Here is a 15,559-nt window from a genome sequence, read left to right on the forward strand (position 1 = left end):
ATTTTTTCTTCCGCTGCGTAGGTATCGGAACCGGAAGAAAACTTTATTTGTTTGATTTACTGGTTTGCCGGTCTTTGGAATAAATATCGATAATTACGGCAAATGCAATGATCGCACCGCGGACAATCTGCTGGATATACGAGTCGACCGACATCAGGTTCATAATATTGCCGAGGAAGCCGACGATCAGCGCGCCGAGAAGCGTCCCGATCGGGTTGCCCACGCCGCCGGTAAAGCTTGTGCCGCCGATGATCGTCGCCGTGAGGGCGTCAAATTCATAGTCCTTCGCGCCGTTAGGCAGGCCGCCGTTGACACGGGACATGAACACCAGCGCCGCGACGCCGACGAGTATACCGTTGACAAGGTAGGCCTTCATTTTGACGGCGTTCACCTTGATGCCCGATGCGTTTGCGGCTTCTTCGTTCCCGCCGACCGCATAGGTGGAGCGCCCGAAGCGCGTATAGCGCATGACATAGATCATAACGGCGAGCGCGATCAGCATGATGATGACCGGAATCGGGATCGGGCCGAAGGAGCCCTGGCCGACTGCGTTATAGTCGCCGATTTCGTAAACGTTCTGGCCGCCCGTAATATAGAGCGCCGCGCCGCGGGCAATTGCCTGCGTTGCGAGGGTGGCGATGAAAGGCGGCGTTTTGAATTTCGTTACCATCAGCCCGTTGAGCGCATTGATCGCAAGCGCTACGCCGATCGCCACCGCAAAGCCCACGAACAAATTGGGAATCGATTTATAGGCAAGGACGGATACGACGCCCGCAAACGCGACCACCGAGCCGCAGGACAAGTCGAGCAATCCGGCAATAATCAGGATCATTTCGCCGAGGGCCAGCATAATGACAACCGATTGCTGGCGGAATACATTGATGAGGTTGGTTGAGGTCAAAAAGTTTTCGTTGGCAAACGTACATACGATCATGAATATGACCAGAATAAAAATCAGGCTGTATTTGCTAAGGAAATTTTTCTTTCCTTTATTAAGTGTCATTTGTTTTTCCATTGCTTTACTCCTTCTATTGCACAGATTTTACGGCCAGCTGCATAACAGCCTCCTGCGAAAGTTCGTTCTTTTCAAGCATCCCCGTCATGTAGCCTTCGTGCATGACGTAAACGCGGTCGCACATGCCGATGAGTTCGGGAAGCTCGGACGAAACCACAATGATGCTTTTTCCCTGCTTTACCAGTTCCATCATCAGCTGGTATATCTCGCTCTTTGCCCCGACGTCGATGCCGCGTGTCGGCTCGTCGAGAATCAGGATATCGGGCTCGCGCACCATCCATTTGGCGAGGATAACCTTCTGCTGGTTACCGCCGGAAAGCGAGAATACCTTAGTCTCGAGCGTCGGTGTTTTAACCCGCATTTTTTCGCACATGGAACGCACCGCGTCGAATTCTTCCTTTTTATACCAGCGGCCTTTCCTGATAAATTTATCCAGCGCGGCAAGCGCGATGTTTTCCTCTACGCTCAGCAGCGGAACGATGCCGTACCGGCGGCGGTCTTCGGACAGCATTGCAATTCCATTCTGTATTGCGTCCTGCACGCTTTTGATCCTGACCTCTTTTCCCTTTACGGAAATTGTCCCGCTGTCATAACGGTCGAGGCCAAAAAGGGAGCGCATCACTTCCGTCCGCCCGGCGCCCATCAGGCCTGCAAAACCGACGATTTCTCCTCTTTTCACATGAAAATCTATGTCATGGAAGGTTCCTTCACTGGTGAGGCCCTCCACACGGAGCATTTCATCCGAAATCTCGACTTCTTCCTTGGGATATTGGTTTTCGATTTTCCGCCCCACCATCAGTTCGATCACGGTCTTTTCGTCGATGTCCCCCGCTTCATGCGTTTCGATTACGTTGCCGTCGCGCAGGATGGTGATATCGTCCGCAATCTGGAAAATTTCATCCATCTTGTGCGAGATGTAAACGATACTCGCCCCGCGCTGCTTCAGCTGTTCGATTTTTTCAAACAGCCGTTCCACCTCTTTGGAGGTGATTGCCGAGGTCGGCTCGTCCATGATGATGATATCCGCGTTGAAGGATACCGCTTTCAGGATTTCAATCATCTGGATATCCGAAACATTCAGGCTGCGCAGCTTCGTATCCGGCGCGTAGGGAAGCCCTTCCTGCTCAAGGAGCTCCATCGTTTTTTTGCGTACCGCCTTCCAGTCGATCGCGCCCTTGCCCTTCATGGGCCAATGCCCGAGGCAGATGTTTTCCTCGAGAGTAAGGTCCGGCACAAACGACAGTTCCTGGTAGATCATGGCGATTCCAAGATTCCGCGCATGCAACGGATCGCGGATTTTGACCTTTTGGCCATCCACGAAAATATCGCCCTCGTCTTCCTTGTAAATTCCATTGATGATTTTCATCAGGGTGGATTTCCCCGCCCCGTTTTCGCCGCACAGTACGTGGGTCGTACCGCGGCGGAGCTGGAAGCTCACATCGTTTAAGGCCTTTACTCCGGGAAATGATTTTGAAATGTGTTTCAGTTCCAACTTAATTGCTGTATTTTCAGCCATAATTCCCTCCCCCTTATTGAAATTGAAATTAAATACATGTATATGCGCCGTCTACGATCACGTCGCTGCCCGACGTGTATCCGGCCGCGCCGCTCGCAAGGTACAGGATTGCCGGCATCAGCTCTTCCGGGTCGCCCATGCGGTGCATGGGAATAAGCGGCATCCATGCGTCGCGGAGCTCCTTTGGCGTATCGGCCGACATCGGCGTTGCGATATAGCCCGGGCTTAAGCTGTTTACGCGGATTCCCGTTTTGGCAAATTCCGCCGCGAGGGACCGCGTCATATGAATCACGCCCGCCTTGGACGCATTATAGGAAACCTGCCACTGCGGCACGTTTACAATGCTGCCCGACATAGACGCCATGTTAATGATGCTGCCCTTGGTTTTCCTTTCCAGCATGATCCGGATGGCGGTGCGCGCCACGATAAATTCGCCCGTCAGGTTGATATCCACTACCTCGCGGAATTCCTCCACCGTCGCATCCATTGTGTCCTGGTGCATACAGACGCCCGCATTGTTAAAAACAATATCGAGCGACCCGGACCGGTCCACAATTGCTCGCATGGCTTTTTCCACTTCCTCTTCTTTGGTCACGTCTGTTTTAAGAAAACAGGCCTTTCCGCCGTCCGCTTCGATCAAAGAAACCGTCTCATCCGCACCCGAGCGGCACAAAATTGCGATTTCCGCCCCTGCTTTTGCAAGGCCGCGCGCAACGACCTGCCCGATTCCGCGGCCGCCTCCCGTTACGACCGCCACCTTGCCTTCAAGGCCAAACAAACTCTCCAAGTACATCTTCAGTCCCCCTCCGATTATTCATTCGTAAGCTTTATTCAGTTCGTTTTTTTCAGATACAAGCCGCTTGATTGGATGCGGCCATGAACATGGTTCCGGGTGTGGGCTTTCGTCTTACCCGTCAGAATTATTAAATCCAATTCGTATTATAGTTTCTTGTTAGGATATTGTCAATACAAATATTTCTTATTAGGATATTCGCTATCTATTTTAATTCGTTTTTCCTATAATTTAATAAGGAATTGTTTTAGATTGATTTATCATATAGAAAAGCCCGTTTTTCAAGGCGACAGTAGGAAGGATAAAGGACTGGAGAATGAACCGGATTCGGGATTTGCGGCTGAAAAAACACTTGACCCAGGAAGAACTTGGGCAGCTTTTAAATGTTCAAAAATCCGCAATTTCAAAATATGAAACGGGAAAAATTCCCCTGACCGACGAAACCATCCGGCAGATGGCGAAAATTTTTGGCGTAAGCGCCGATTACCTGCTTGGGCTCGAGAGCGTCCCCGAACATTCCTATTGGGAAACACGGCTGGCCGCCCTCAAGGACGAAAGCCTTCGCGACCTGGAAAAGTATATCGAACTGCTGGAGCTTCGCGATCAACAATCAAGGGCTTCATCGGATAAAAAGTTTGGAGCCTCGAATACGTTCGCATCACGAAAGAAATCCGCGCTATAAGAGGTTCGCTGAAAAAAAAGTAAAAAAAACTGCCTGCACCGGCGTGCAGGCAGTTTTTTTTGAAACCATGTATTTCCGGCGGTCGTGCCGGGCCTTTGGCTTAATCCCTTCCCAGCAAAACGTCTTTTTCATATTGCTTCACTTCGCCGAACCAATCCATCCCGACCGGCACGCCGCTCTTTTCGCAATAATAATCCCATACCGCGTTCGCGGGCATGTTTTTCATTTCTTCCACAAGGGCCAGGCGATAGGTGGTATCTCCTTCGCGCTCCGCCTCGAGCAGCATTTTTTGCGGCTCGAGCAGCGCCGACAGCAGCGCTTTCTGCGTCGCCCGCGTGCCGATGACCCACGCGGCGATCCGGTTGATGCTCGCATCAAAGAAATCGAGCGCAATATAGACCCTCCGAAGCGCGTCCGCGCGTACCACCTCCTGCATCAGCGCCATCGTTTCATCATTCTGGAGCACAACATGGTCGCTGTCCCAACGCACCGGGCGGCTTGTGTGCAGAAGCATTTTGTCGATAAATTGCAGCACGGATGAAACCTTGTCCGCAACGCTTTCCGTGGGATGGAAATGCCCGAGGTCGCACGTCAGCATGATATCCCGCGTAATCGCGTAGCCGAGCGCAAGCTCTCCCGAGCCAGCCGTAAAGCTTTCAAGCCCGATGCCGAACAGCTTGCTCTCGATTGCGTCCAGCACATAATCCTTCGAGATATTCCTGGCGCGGATTTCGTCCATGCTTTTTACAAACAGCGCCCGCCTGTCGTACCGGTCCACCGGCGAGTCCTTGCTGCCGTCCACCATCCAGTGGTTCAGCACGCACGGGCTTCCCTGACGTTTGCCCATCTCCTCCGCGATATCGCGGCAGCGCCTGCCGTGCTCGATCCAGAATTCGCGAATCCCGTCGTCATAGCTTGCAATCGTATAGCCCGCTTCCGATTTCGGATGGGAAAACATCGACGTATTAAAATCCAGCTTGATGCCAAGCTCCTGCGCCCACTGCATCCAGTTCTCAAAATATTTGACCTCCACCGCGTCGCGGTCCACATGCTTTCCATTCGTCTCGAGGTAGAACGCATGCAGATTTGCGCGCTGTTTGCCCGGAACCAGCGAGAACGCTTTCCCGTAATCCGCGCGCAGCTCTTCCGCATTGCGCGCCCGTCCGGGGTAATTGCCCGTGGCCAGGATGCCCCCCGACATTCCCTGCTCGCTTAACTCAAAGCCCGTGACGTCGTCTCCCTGCCAGCAATGCATCGATATCTCCACCTCGTCCATTGCCCGCAGCGCCGCGTCCGTATCCACTCCGTATTCCTCATAGCGTTCCTTCGCCGCTTCATACTGCTGCATTACATTCCCTTTTTTCATTTTTCCATATCCTTTCTGGTATTCCTTTTTTGACAAATTCATGCGTTGATTTTGAATCCGCCTATTAAATCGTTTTAATAATTTGCTGTAAAAAGTACCATCCTTTCTTGTGAAAACGTTTTAATTATCCTTTAGTTTGCACCAAACCGGTAAACACCGGTCCCATTACATTTTATTTACGCAGAAAAATTTGTTTGTGTTTTTGTTACGCCGGAAACAGCCGTAATCAGTAATTTTGAATTTACAGCGCGCCTGTGCGCCGGACCGCCCGATTTCCGCAGCGTCAGCAGGAGCCTTTGAGGATAATCCTCTGCGGAAGGACTGCATGCCGCACTTCATTGCCTTCCCCGTCGAGCGCTTCTTTCATGATCTCCCACGCGATGCGGCCCATCAGCACCTTATCTTGGTCCACCGTGGTGAGCTTTGGCTCCACAAAATCCGTAAAGGAAATATTATCGAAACCGACGATACCAATCTCTTCCGGAATGCGGAAGCCCGCTTCCCGGAACGCACGCGCCGCGCCGATGCCCAGCAGGTCCGTCGTTGCAAAAATGGCGTCGGGAAGATTTTCCGGCCCTGTGCTTTCGAGCACCTGTTTCATGTGGGAATATCCTTTTTCCAGGTTATTCATTTCCATGTCTTCGCTGATATAAATAAACTCCTGGCGAACCGGGAGGCCGTTTCCTGTAAGGCCTTTTATATAGCCTTCGTAGCGGTCCTTCAGGTTTTTTAACCGGATGGATTCGGAAAGGAACCCGATCTTCCTGTAGCCCTTTCGGCACATCAGCCCAACGACCTCGCTTGCCGTTGCAATATTATCGAACTCAACCGTCGGGAGGTCTATTCCCTCCACCCGGCGGTCCGCAACCACAACGGGCATGTCTTCCGCTTTCATGCGCCGGAGCAGCTCGAGATCGTCAAAGCCGTTGAACAAAAGGATACCGTCCACATTTTTATCCGCCAGGCGTTCCATCTCGACCGCTTCACGTTCCCCGCTGTATTGATAGCTGACAACAAGAACCGTGTAGCCGTCCGTGTAGGCGCTGTCGATAAAAGAACTCAAAACCGGAGCATAAAAATCATTCGTTACATCGGGCAGCAGCAAACCGATCACGTTGGATTTTTGGGTGCGCAGGGCGCGGGCAATGGAGTTTGGCTTATAGCCCAGCTCTTTGATTGCCTCCAGCACCCGTTCCGTTGTTTCCCCGGAAATCGGCGCCGTTTTATTGATTACATGGGAAACCGTTCCTATCGTCACGCCCGCTTTGGCGGCGACGTCGACCATCGTCGGCTTTCTCGGTTTTTTTCTTTTCCCTGTCATCGGCATATTTCCCTGCGGCTCCGTATAAAATTTTATTAAAACCTTTTAATTGCAGTATATGCATTCTTTTCCCTTTTGTCAACTCAATTTTTCACTGAACGCCGCGCATACGGGAATAAGGCCGGGGCCTGCATAATGGACTGCCGGTTACATTCTTTCTCCATTGGCAGGGCATACATGCTCCGGCCCCTGGCTTTTCCCCTTGTGTCCAGCCGATTTTTCACAAACCGGTCAACTATTTCCAGTGATATTTCCGCGCACCGTCTGGTGGAAATATTTGTACATGATATAAATAGGAATAGTAATAATTTTATCCTCAATATATATATTCCCACGACCAAAGGAGGGCACACGATGGAAATTACGTTGAAAAAACTCAAGCGCGGTACGCAGGAATATCTGAACGCGCTTGCGGAAAAAGGATTGTCGGGTTCCACGTTTAATGTTTATGCGCGCAACCTGGCTTATATGAACAGCTATTTTGAGCACGAGGGCGGCCCGCGCGGGATTACCCCGGAAGACGTCGCAGATTTTCGCGACCATGTGGAAGCAAAATATAAAAATGCCACGGCAATTAATATTATCGGCATCACAAACCGCCTGTTCCGGTTTATGCATGAAGAGCGTTTTTGCATTAAAAATATCCGCAAAAAACAGCCGGACCATCTTCCCGATGTGCTTACGCGCAATGAATATAAGAAGCTCCTTGCCGCAGCCGCGCGCGAGGGCAGCAAGCTTTACTATATTATCCGCACGATTGCAGGCACCGGCATCAATTACAGCGACCTCGAGTTCATCACGGTGGAAGCGGTGAAGAACGGCTGTGCAAAAGCGCAGCGCAGCGGGAAGACATGGGACATCATAATCTCGCGCAACCTCCAGGAAGTTTTGAGCCAATATTGCCAGGAAAACGGCATCAAAAGCGGCATTATTTTTTATGGCAGGGGGAGGAACCGCATCATCGACCGCGCATATATTTGCCGCCAGCTTAAGGTTTTGGGCGGAATGGTGAAGATCGACGAATCCAAGCTGACCATGCGCGCCCTGCGGTTATTTTTCTCATATATGTACCTGCAAAGTGAAAACAACATCTTTGAGCTGAACGAGCTGCTCGGAAACAAAATGTATGCCGCGCGGCAGATTCTTCCTTCGCGCAGCATCAATGAAAAAAGCCATACGCTCGCGAAGCTTGGACTGTAAAATTTATTTTCCTATACCCAAAAGCAAAAGCGCACCGCCCAAGTGGTGCGCTTTTGCTTTATTCTTCCTTGCTGCTCATAAAGCTGGTTTTTTTAAAATGCGTATTTTCGTATTGGCGGACAATTTGTTCTTCCACGGCAGGACTCACCGAACACCGTTTTCCATAACATTTTGCCGGGATATCACCATTCCGGCATTGCGGCCACGCCGCCCTGCCCGTCCGCGCGAAAGAAACGAAATCCCGCTGCATTTCCTGCGAAAGTTCCCGCACCTTTTTCATTGACGGGGACAACAGGAAAATAAGCTTTCCCATCCCTGCTTTGAAATTCCCAAACACAAACGGAATGTCGCTTGAGTGAAACGCATGCAGCCCGCTCACCTTCATTGCCGGGGTTTCATAGTCAAACCGGTACATCCACACATCGCAGTGGCGGCCGTATTCCTGCACATACCATATATTTCCCATACGGAACACCATATCCGAAAACATCATTGCCTGGCCACGCCGTTTCCCATAGCGCTGCCGGTAGGCCAGCGGAATCCGTTCCTTGCATTCGTCTTCCTCGTGTTCTACCCCCGCCTGCATAATCCCGTCCACATCAAGCGCCTTTGCCAATGGTTTTATGAGCAGGAATGACATCTCTTCCCGCGTGGTGCCGATCAGCATCGGAATTCCTTTGGCAATTCCCGTACGCGCCGCGGCAATTGGATAATCGGGCACAAGCGCCCCGTCTACGGAAATACGGAAGGTTCCCGCCCCCAGCCCGCAGTGTGCGACAAATTCGCGCTGGAATGCCGGAATCTCTTCCGCCGGAATGGAACGCAGGCCGCGCGCGTCCCTGACGCCCGCCGATTCGAGAAAGGAACGGGCCGTACGATGGCCTTCCCTGCATCCCTGCAAAAGTGTGGGGCCGCCGCTCATTACAATACATTTGGAAAAAAGTCCCCGTGCTGCCGGAAGCACCGGCAGCACGCTTGTAATCGTTCCCCCGGCCGACTGTCCAAACACGGTGATATTATCCAGGTCGCCCCCGAAGGCGGCAATATTCGCCTTTACCCAGCGCAGGGCTTCGAGCACGTCGAACAGCCCGCAGTTGGCATGAAAGTCGTCATGGATAAAAGAAAAGTCCAGAAAGCCCAGGATTCCCACGCGGTAGTTAAAGGTCACAACTACAACATCGCCGTTCCGGGCGAGATTCGCGCCGTTATATGCTTCTTCACTGCCGCTGCCGCCCGCAAACGAGCCTCCGTGGATAAAAAACATAACCGGGCGCTTCCCCGCAGTACCGGGCGACCATATATTAAGGTACAGGCAATCTTCCGCCATCGGCGCCCTCTTCACATCCTCCTGCGGACAGGAAGGGCCGAACTCCAAGGCGTCGCGCACGCCGCTCCACGGCTGCATGGGCATAGGCGGCGAAAAACGCGCGGGCGGCTGGGCATATGGGATTCCCCTCCATGCAATTACCCCGCCGTCCTCCGATCCGCGAACCGCTCCACACGGTGCATGCGCTATAAATTCCTGCAACAAAAACATCTCCTTTAAATGCCGTTTTCTTTTATGATACACCACGAAATTGCAAATGAAAACACCGGCGGGCATTTTCCCGGACCGTATTTTTGAATTGAAACGGCCTTTCGCGGGATTACAGGATAAAAAACCATCTTCAAAATTCTCCTGACATTTTGCCGAAAAAATGGTATAATAAAAATGTAAGGTCAGCGTGCAGTTTGCTTTGCGGAACGTAAGTCCAGCCCATGCAAACCGCGCGTTTTTTTATCAGAGCTGTCTTAGGAATACGCAAAGGAGGATACCATGTTTCAGGTAAACGAATCGGTTCTATATGGCATACAGGGAGTTTGCAAAATTGTTGAAATTACTAAAAAAGATTTTGGCCAAACCCCCGTTGAATATTATGTCCTGCGGCCGATTTACGACGGAAAGGACACACGCGTTTTTGTCCCCACGCAAAACGAAGAGTTGACTTCCAAAATGCGGCGGGTGCTTTCCCCCGAGGAGGCGCACAAGATTGTCAGCCAGATACCGCATGAAGAGCCGATTTGGATTGAAGAGGAAAGCGAACGCAAAGTCCGTTACAAAGAGATTCTTGCAGGCGGCGACTGCCTGGAGTTGATTCGGATCATCAAGGCTTTATACCTTCATAGCCGTGAATTGCAGGGAAAAGGAAAAAAGCTTCATTTATCCGACGAGCATTTCCTGAAAGATGCGGAAAAGGCATTGTACGACGAGTTCGCCCATGTGCTAAAGCTTGAGCGCGATGAAGTGCTGCCGTTTATTTTTGAACAGATTCAGGATTCCGAGGCTGGCGGCCATGTATAAACCCGGTGATTATGTGTTTTGCAAAAGCGGCGGCGTATGGCGCGTTACGGCTGTACATGAAGGCCAAGTGGAGTTGGAATCGCATGAAAACCCCGGGGAGATACAAACACTTCCCGTGAACAGCGGCGAAATTGTGCGCGGGGTGATTCCCGTGGAAGAATTGCAGGATGTGCTCAGCCGGATTCCATATACGCGGACCATTCAGGCCCCCGGCGCCAAGGTGCGCATGGAGTTTTATAGGGACGCTATGGAAAAATATGACGAGCTCCAGTGGGTCAGGGTTATTAAGACCGTATATATGCAGGAGCGCGAAAAGCGCCTGATGCCGGATGAACGCGAATATGGCATGCGTGCGAAACGATATCTGCATGGTGAAATCTCCGCTCTGCTGGGAATTCCGTTTGACCAGGTAGAGGAATTCATCGCGACTTCTATTGCGGACGACGTTTGGTGAGGCGGGAAAATATTTTTGCGGATCGCACCGGAAAGTTGTTGCTTTTGAAATGCGCGTATGATATTATATTGCAAGACAATTTAATCAGATGGCGGCGTAGCTCAGTTGGCTAGAGTACTCGGTTCATACCCGATTGGTCGGTGGTTCGAATCCACTCGCCGCTACCAAATAAGAAAGTTCGTATCGAAGATACGGGCTTTTTTATTTGATGGTGTTGGGTTCGAACCACCGGTGGTTCATGCAAGCGCGAGCCAAAGGCGAAGTGCGCGCTATCCACTCGCCGCTACCACATAAGAAAGTTCGTATCGAAGATGCGGGCTTTTTTATTTGATGGTGTTGGGTTCGAACCACCGGTGGTTCATGTAAGCACGAGCCAAAGGCAAAGTGCGCGCTATCCACTCGCCGCTACCAAAATTGAAAGACAGCGTGTAAAAAGCATGTTGTTCTTCCTTTGCAACTTATCAATCTCTTAGTGCTTAGGAGGACCAATTAAATGTCAGCTTCCTCAGCATATTCTTCATATTCCTCAATTACTTCATCGCTCATATATTCAAGTCTAGTTTCCTGTGATAACTCCTTAATTGCATCATAAGAAATATAGGTACATGATTCTGCCAACGGACCATTTTCCAAAAATGCAAAAACAGGTCTTGATATTTCCATCAATACCTTTGTCCTGCGATCAAGTGGGGCTACAATGTGTGCCTTTATAATGTGTGCCTTTATATTAAGATTCGGTTGTAAGGTCATTAGATCAGCCATTCTCAATATACCAGAATAAATTGAAGTCGTATGCTCAACTTCAAATGCTCTTTTTATGGATCGCCTCTTTATCCATAATACATCAATATTTTCAATAGTGCTTAAGGTAGCCTCATTATAATTTAGAGGAAGTTGTTCAAGGAGACTCCCTTCCCCCGGCTTCCAAATATCAAGAACTCTTTGCCGATCACTCTTTGGCAACCAGATTTTCAATCCCATTCGTTCGCCAATTTTCGCTAACAATGCTTGCATTTTTATCGAATCCCGTTGCTCCATCTTCTGATGTTTGTGACTGTCATCAATAGAAGTCTCATTATCTGGAATAGATACAACTACTTGACTGTTTTCAGTTTTTACCACCGAAGGCTTATACTTTTTCTGATCAGCTTCTGTGAGTTCATACTTGCGAAGCGATTTTTGTTGATTAAGTAATATCTTTTCTAGATACTTCCCATCTTCATCATGTAATTTCCGCAGACTTCCTCTTACCATTCCTGTCCACGCAAGACTACCCTTTGGTAAGTCCTTCGTAAATGATAAATTGTTCCAGCATATATCATCATTTATGGGAATCGAGTTTTCGGGAGATAACCAACAGTTGGGAATCACATTAAATCGAACAACAAAAGGATCATTAGATGGTATAAATATTGGAGTATCATCAATGAAAAATTCACTTGTAACCTCTAATATACCAACCCAACGTGATAACCTAGTCATGTAACATATGAGTTTATCACCTATTTTAACAGAAGAAGCAATCCCTTTTTGCCTATTTCGAAAGCCAGATATTGTTTGTTCAGATTTGGCGAATGCTTGATAAGTATCTGGCGAAAACAGATCAATATAGTAGGCCATTCCAAACTCCTCTTATGTGATATTTTGAATATATATTTAGTATATCATATGTTTATTCCTAATTATGCCAAAAATATTAAAAAATGACTCTTATATGTTCAAATAAAATATGAAATGTAGTTGAACGCCACTATATTTGCAGATACAGGCAAAACAGGCCGTCCTCTACCGCAAACCGGCAGAAAGCGCCGTACTTTTTTGCAAACGCGAGAATGCTTTGCGTCCCGATACCGTATCCATCACCATCCGCAATCGGCCTCCCATGTTTATCAAAGCGCACTTCCCCTCCATAGGTATTGGAAATCCTGATCGTGACGCGGGCGTTGGTAACGGCGTCGAGGATAATCCGGCGGGGTTCGCCCGGCTCCTGCCGCCCGCAGGCGTGGATTGCGTTTTCAATCGCATTGGCGAAGACAATGGAAAGCTCCGTATCGTCCACAGGAAGGGATCGGGGCAGGTCAAGATTTGCTTCCACTTCTATTTCTTCCTGATCGGCACGTTGTAAATAGTAGGAAAGAACGGGATTCAGCAGGTCGTTTTCGCACCGCCGCGCCGGTGTGGCACGCAGCAGGGCATCGTCCAAATGCTCTGTCAGCCGCAGCGCTTCCCCCGTTTTATCCTCCCTGAGCAGGGCGGCCATATGAACCGTGTAATGGCGCATATCATGGCGCAGGATGGAAATCTGCTGCTGCCCCTGCCGTATTTCCTCCCTGTATCTTTCGAAGGCTTTCACCTGCGTTTTGAGCAATTGCCGTTCGTTTTCCTTGCGCATGGTTTCGCGCATCTGCCGGAAAAACAGGAAAAGCAGGCAGTAGGCTGCAACCACTACGCAGGTCATCAACAGCTGCAGCGGCAGGTTTTCACTACGCCCGGCCATCGGCACGCGCATAATGAAGAAGTATGCGGCCGCATAATAGCCAAGCGGCATCAGGCAAAAAATTCCCCAGCCCCGCTTCAATGCTTTTTGCATAGAAAGATACAGGGGCCGCAGGCTTTTCCACAGAAAAAATAGCAGTATCGCCGCCGCAAGCCGGCCTGCATAGTCCGCGGCAGGCTGTCCCGCAAAACAAATCGTAAAAAAAAGACCTGCCAGCGTAATCAGATAGACAACCGAATTGGCGGTCAGCCATGAAAAAACTGTCCGGAAATCCCGATATTTGGAAAGCAGCAGGAATAGTAAAAGCATGGGCAGGTGGAGCACCAGCAGCGAAATACGGGAATAAAGCTCATACCGGAGCAGCAGGTATGCCGCAAGATTGAAGCCGATGATTGCCGCCATACCAAGGATCAGGGTAATCCACACCCGTTTTTTACCATAACGAAAATCCGTCATCAGACACAAAAAAATACAGGCGGCAATGGTCATAAATATGGGAAGTATAAATTTAAAGGCCATCGAAACCGCTCCACCTTCTTTCACAGTCTTTGTCTTTATATATTATTATACTTTTTTTAATCCGTTATTTCTACGGACGATGCGGTTTGATAACAGGCACAGCAGCATCCAAGAAGCCAGTCGCCGGGCTATCAACAGTAATACGATGAGCCGCAGGAACAAACATGGCTTGCCGTCTTACCTTCTTCCGGTGCCATACAGGCTTTTCCTAATCTTTAACATGGAAATTTCCTTTTGGTATAGTACCCGATTCCTTGAAATGATATAATGGGGGAAGAAACCAGCAACGGAGGATAAGCAATTGGGCGGTGTATTTGGAGCGGCATTAAAGGGGAATTGTGCATACGACCTGTTTTTCGGGACGGACTATCATTCGCATCTGGGCACCTACCGGGGCGGCATGACGGTATATTCAGGAGGGCGCTTCCTGCGCGCGATTCACGGAATCCAGAATTCTCCTTTCCGAACCAAATTTGAACGGGACGTGGAAGACCTGACGGGGCCAATGGGCATCGGCAGTATTTCGGATACCGCGCCGCAGCCGCTGACCGTGCGTTCCCACCTCGGCACCTATGCGGTGGCTACGGTTGGTCGCATCAACAACGCCGATGAAATCATCGACAGATGTTTCCAAAACCATTTTGCACAGTTTTCCGAAATGGGCAACGGGCACCTGAACCCCACCGAATTGGTGGCGGCGCTGGTGGGAAGCCAGTCAACGTTTGCGGAAGGAATCCGTTATGCGCAGGAGATGATCGACGGGTCTATGACAATGCTCGTCCTTACCAAGGACGGCATTTACGCCGCGCGGGACAATGTGGGCCGCACTTCGCTTGTATTGGGACAAAAGGACGACGGCTATTGCGTGGCTTCGGAGAGTTTTTCGTACCTGAACCTCGGCTACCGGGATTTGCGGGAATTAGGTCCCGCCGAGGTGGTATTGATTACGCCGGACGGCGTGGAGCAAATCCTGCCGCCCAAAGAGGAAATGAAAATCTGTACCTTTTTGTGGACGTATTACGGCTACCCCACCACCTATTACGAGGGTGTGAATGTCGAGCAGATGCGCTATGAAGGAGGACGGCTCCTTGCGTCGCACGATGTTGACGTGCAGCCCGATTCGGTATCGGGCGTACCGGATTCCGGTACGGCCTATGCAATCGGATATGCGAATCATTCCGGAATTCCCTTTGCGCGTCCGTTTATCAAATATACGCCTACATGGCCGCGTTCCTTCATGCCGCAAAAGCAGGATTTGCGCAACCTGATCGCCCATATGAAGCTGATTCCCGTCGCAGACCTCATCAAAGGAAAAAAGTTGCTGATGATTGACGATTCCATTGTCCGCGGGACACAAATGCGCGAGACAACCGAATTTTTGTACCTGAGCGGCGCGCGCGAGGTGCATGTGCGTTCAGCATGCCCGCCTATCTTGTTCGGCTGCAAATACCTGAACTTTTCACGCTCCACCTCGGACCTTGACCTGATCGCACGCAAGATTATCGCCCGGCAGGAAAAAAGCAGCTCTATGGAGACCCTCCAGGAATATGCCGACCCGGACAGCGCCCGCCATGCGGACCTTACGGAACAGGTATGCCGTGAACTGCACCTGACCTCCCTGCGTTACCACCGGCTGGACGACGTACAGGCCTCCGTGGGTATCGATCCGTGCAAGCTGTGCACCTATTGCTGGAATGGAAAAGAATAAGAACAGGCTTGGGGATTCCAAGGCGGTTATTTCGGTCGGATCGATTCAGCCTTGCGGATAAAACATGGTTTTACATCCAGAGGATTTTTTGAGGCTTTAAAGAATAATTTTTAATGACCATTTCTGTTCTTTTATCGTTTACGTACA

General features: G+C 50.2%; 13 protein-coding genes and 1 tRNA gene. 6 read left to right on the forward strand and 8 right to left on the reverse strand.

The features are described 5' to 3' along the window. Nucleotides 1–43: 43 nt before the first annotated feature. The 3 genes from BBD38_RS06765 to BBD38_RS06775 are packed head-to-tail and all read right to left on the reverse strand — an operon-like array spanning nucleotide 44 to nucleotide 3,324. Nucleotides 44–1,015: an ABC transporter permease gene (locus tag BBD38_RS06765; protein WP_235829109.1), complete on the reverse strand. Its 972-nt coding sequence runs from the start codon at nucleotides 1,013–1,015 to the stop codon at nucleotides 44–46. Between the two features lie 13 nt (nucleotides 1,016–1,028). Next, nucleotides 1,029–2,531, reverse strand: coding sequence for a sugar ABC transporter ATP-binding protein (locus BBD38_RS06770; RefSeq protein WP_066686066.1), 1,503 nt, complete (start codon nucleotides 2,529–2,531; stop codon nucleotides 1,029–1,031). A 28-nt stretch (nucleotides 2,532–2,559) separates the two neighbouring features. Beyond that, the gene (locus BBD38_RS06775; RefSeq protein ID WP_066686068.1) at nucleotides 2,560–3,324 is read right to left on the reverse strand and encodes a glucose 1-dehydrogenase; all 765 of its coding nucleotides are present in this window, start codon (nucleotides 3,322–3,324) and stop codon (nucleotides 2,560–2,562) included. A gap of 316 nt (nucleotides 3,325–3,640) precedes the next feature. Here BBD38_RS06775 and BBD38_RS06780 point away from each other — a divergent pair, with 316 nt between their 5' ends. Then, complete coding sequence (locus BBD38_RS06780; RefSeq protein WP_066686070.1) at nucleotides 3,641–4,006, forward strand: helix-turn-helix domain-containing protein; 366 nt, start codon at nucleotides 3,641–3,643, stop codon at nucleotides 4,004–4,006. Between the two features lie 100 nt (nucleotides 4,007–4,106). Here the strand turns inward: BBD38_RS06780 and BBD38_RS06785 are convergent, their stop codons facing one another. Beyond that, nucleotides 4,107–5,372 carry an L-rhamnose isomerase gene (locus BBD38_RS06785; protein ID WP_066686485.1) on the reverse strand — a complete coding sequence of 422 codons (1,266 nt, stop codon included), beginning with the start codon at nucleotides 5,370–5,372 and terminating at the stop codon, nucleotides 4,107–4,109. Between the two features lie 283 nt (nucleotides 5,373–5,655). Next, nucleotides 5,656–6,693: a LacI family DNA-binding transcriptional regulator gene (locus BBD38_RS06790; RefSeq protein WP_066686072.1), complete on the reverse strand. Its 1,038-nt coding sequence runs from the start codon at nucleotides 6,691–6,693 to the stop codon at nucleotides 5,656–5,658. A gap of 354 nt (nucleotides 6,694–7,047) precedes the next feature. Between BBD38_RS06790 and BBD38_RS06795 the strand changes: the two genes are divergently transcribed. Next, the gene (locus tag BBD38_RS06795) at nucleotides 7,048–7,893 is read left to right on the forward strand and encodes a tyrosine-type recombinase/integrase (protein ID WP_066686079.1); all 846 of its coding nucleotides are present in this window, start codon (nucleotides 7,048–7,050) and stop codon (nucleotides 7,891–7,893) included. A gap of 58 nt (nucleotides 7,894–7,951) precedes the next feature. Here the strand turns inward: BBD38_RS06795 and BBD38_RS06800 are convergent, their stop codons facing one another. Further along, nucleotides 7,952–9,421: a carboxylesterase/lipase family protein gene (locus BBD38_RS06800; RefSeq protein WP_066686081.1), complete on the reverse strand. Its 1,470-nt coding sequence runs from the start codon at nucleotides 9,419–9,421 to the stop codon at nucleotides 7,952–7,954. A gap of 288 nt (nucleotides 9,422–9,709) precedes the next feature. Between BBD38_RS06800 and BBD38_RS06805 the strand changes: the two genes are divergently transcribed. From BBD38_RS06805 to BBD38_RS06815, 3 genes are all read left to right on the forward strand, one after another. After that, nucleotides 9,710–10,234 carry a CarD family transcriptional regulator gene (locus BBD38_RS06805; protein WP_066686086.1) on the forward strand — a complete coding sequence of 175 codons (525 nt, stop codon included), beginning with the start codon at nucleotides 9,710–9,712 and terminating at the stop codon, nucleotides 10,232–10,234. Further along, a complete protein-coding gene (locus tag BBD38_RS06810) occupies nucleotides 10,227–10,688 on the forward strand; it encodes a hypothetical protein (protein ID WP_066686092.1) in 462 nt (153 codons plus the stop codon). The genes BBD38_RS06805 and BBD38_RS06810 overlap by 8 nt, the downstream gene beginning before the upstream one ends. A 90-nt stretch (nucleotides 10,689–10,778) precedes the next feature. After that, nucleotides 10,779–10,855: transfer RNA gene (locus tag BBD38_RS06815), tRNA-Met, on the forward strand. Nucleotides 10,856–11,177: 322 nt separating this feature from the next. Here BBD38_RS06815 and BBD38_RS06820 read toward each other — a convergent pair. Together BBD38_RS06820 and BBD38_RS06825 are read right to left on the reverse strand one after the other, a co-directional pair. Beyond that, the gene (locus tag BBD38_RS06820) at nucleotides 11,178–12,308 is read right to left on the reverse strand and encodes an EVE domain-containing protein (RefSeq protein WP_066686094.1); all 1,131 of its coding nucleotides are present in this window, start codon (nucleotides 12,306–12,308) and stop codon (nucleotides 11,178–11,180) included. 130 nt (nucleotides 12,309–12,438) lie between these two features. Beyond that, on the reverse strand, nucleotides 12,439–13,641 hold the full coding sequence (locus tag BBD38_RS06825; RefSeq protein WP_172807782.1) for a sensor histidine kinase: 1,203 nt from the start codon (nucleotides 13,639–13,641) through the stop codon (nucleotides 12,439–12,441). A 364-nt stretch (nucleotides 13,642–14,005) separates the two neighbouring features. Between BBD38_RS06825 and BBD38_RS06830 the strand changes: the two genes are divergently transcribed. Next, the gene (locus tag BBD38_RS06830) at nucleotides 14,006–15,412 is read left to right on the forward strand and encodes an amidophosphoribosyltransferase (protein ID WP_066686097.1); all 1,407 of its coding nucleotides are present in this window, start codon (nucleotides 14,006–14,008) and stop codon (nucleotides 15,410–15,412) included. The last annotated feature ends 147 nt before the right edge of the window (nucleotides 15,413–15,559 follow it).

Source organism: Christensenella intestinihominis (assembly GCF_001678845.1).
GTDB lineage: Bacteria > Bacillota > Clostridia > Christensenellales > Christensenellaceae > Christensenella > Christensenella intestinihominis.

What these genes read in the sequence shown, in the direction of transcription:
- BBD38_RS06810 (WP_066686092.1), top strand. Translation starts at nt 10,227, where the DNA reads ATGTATAAACCCGGTGATTATGTGTTTTGCAAAAGCGGCGGCGTATGG.
- BBD38_RS06790 (WP_066686072.1), bottom strand. Translation starts at nt 6,693, where the DNA reads ATGACAGGGAAAAGAAAAAAACCGAGAAAGCCGACGATGGTCGACGTC.
- BBD38_RS06775 (WP_066686068.1), bottom strand. Translation starts at nt 3,324, where the DNA reads ATGTACTTGGAGAGTTTGTTTGGCCTTGAAGGCAAGGTGGCGGTCGTA.
- BBD38_RS06825 (WP_172807782.1), bottom strand. Translation starts at nt 13,641, where the DNA reads ATGACGGATTTTCGTTATGGTAAAAAACGGGTGTGGATTACCCTGATC.
- BBD38_RS06770 (WP_066686066.1), bottom strand. Translation starts at nt 2,531, where the DNA reads ATGGCTGAAAATACAGCAATTAAGTTGGAACTGAAACACATTTCAAAA.
- BBD38_RS06820 (WP_066686094.1), bottom strand. Translation starts at nt 12,308, where the DNA reads ATGGCCTACTATATTGATCTGTTTTCGCCAGATACTTATCAAGCATTC.
- BBD38_RS06785 (WP_066686485.1), bottom strand. Translation starts at nt 5,372, where the DNA reads ATGAAAAAAGGGAATGTAATGCAGCAGTATGAAGCGGCGAAGGAACGC.
- BBD38_RS06805 (WP_066686086.1), top strand. Translation starts at nt 9,710, where the DNA reads ATGTTTCAGGTAAACGAATCGGTTCTATATGGCATACAGGGAGTTTGC.
- BBD38_RS06765 (WP_235829109.1), bottom strand. Translation starts at nt 1,015, where the DNA reads ATGGAAAAACAAATGACACTTAATAAAGGAAAGAAAAATTTCCTTAGC.
- BBD38_RS06795 (WP_066686079.1), top strand. Translation starts at nt 7,048, where the DNA reads ATGGAAATTACGTTGAAAAAACTCAAGCGCGGTACGCAGGAATATCTG.
- BBD38_RS06780 (WP_066686070.1), top strand. Translation starts at nt 3,641, where the DNA reads ATGAACCGGATTCGGGATTTGCGGCTGAAAAAACACTTGACCCAGGAA.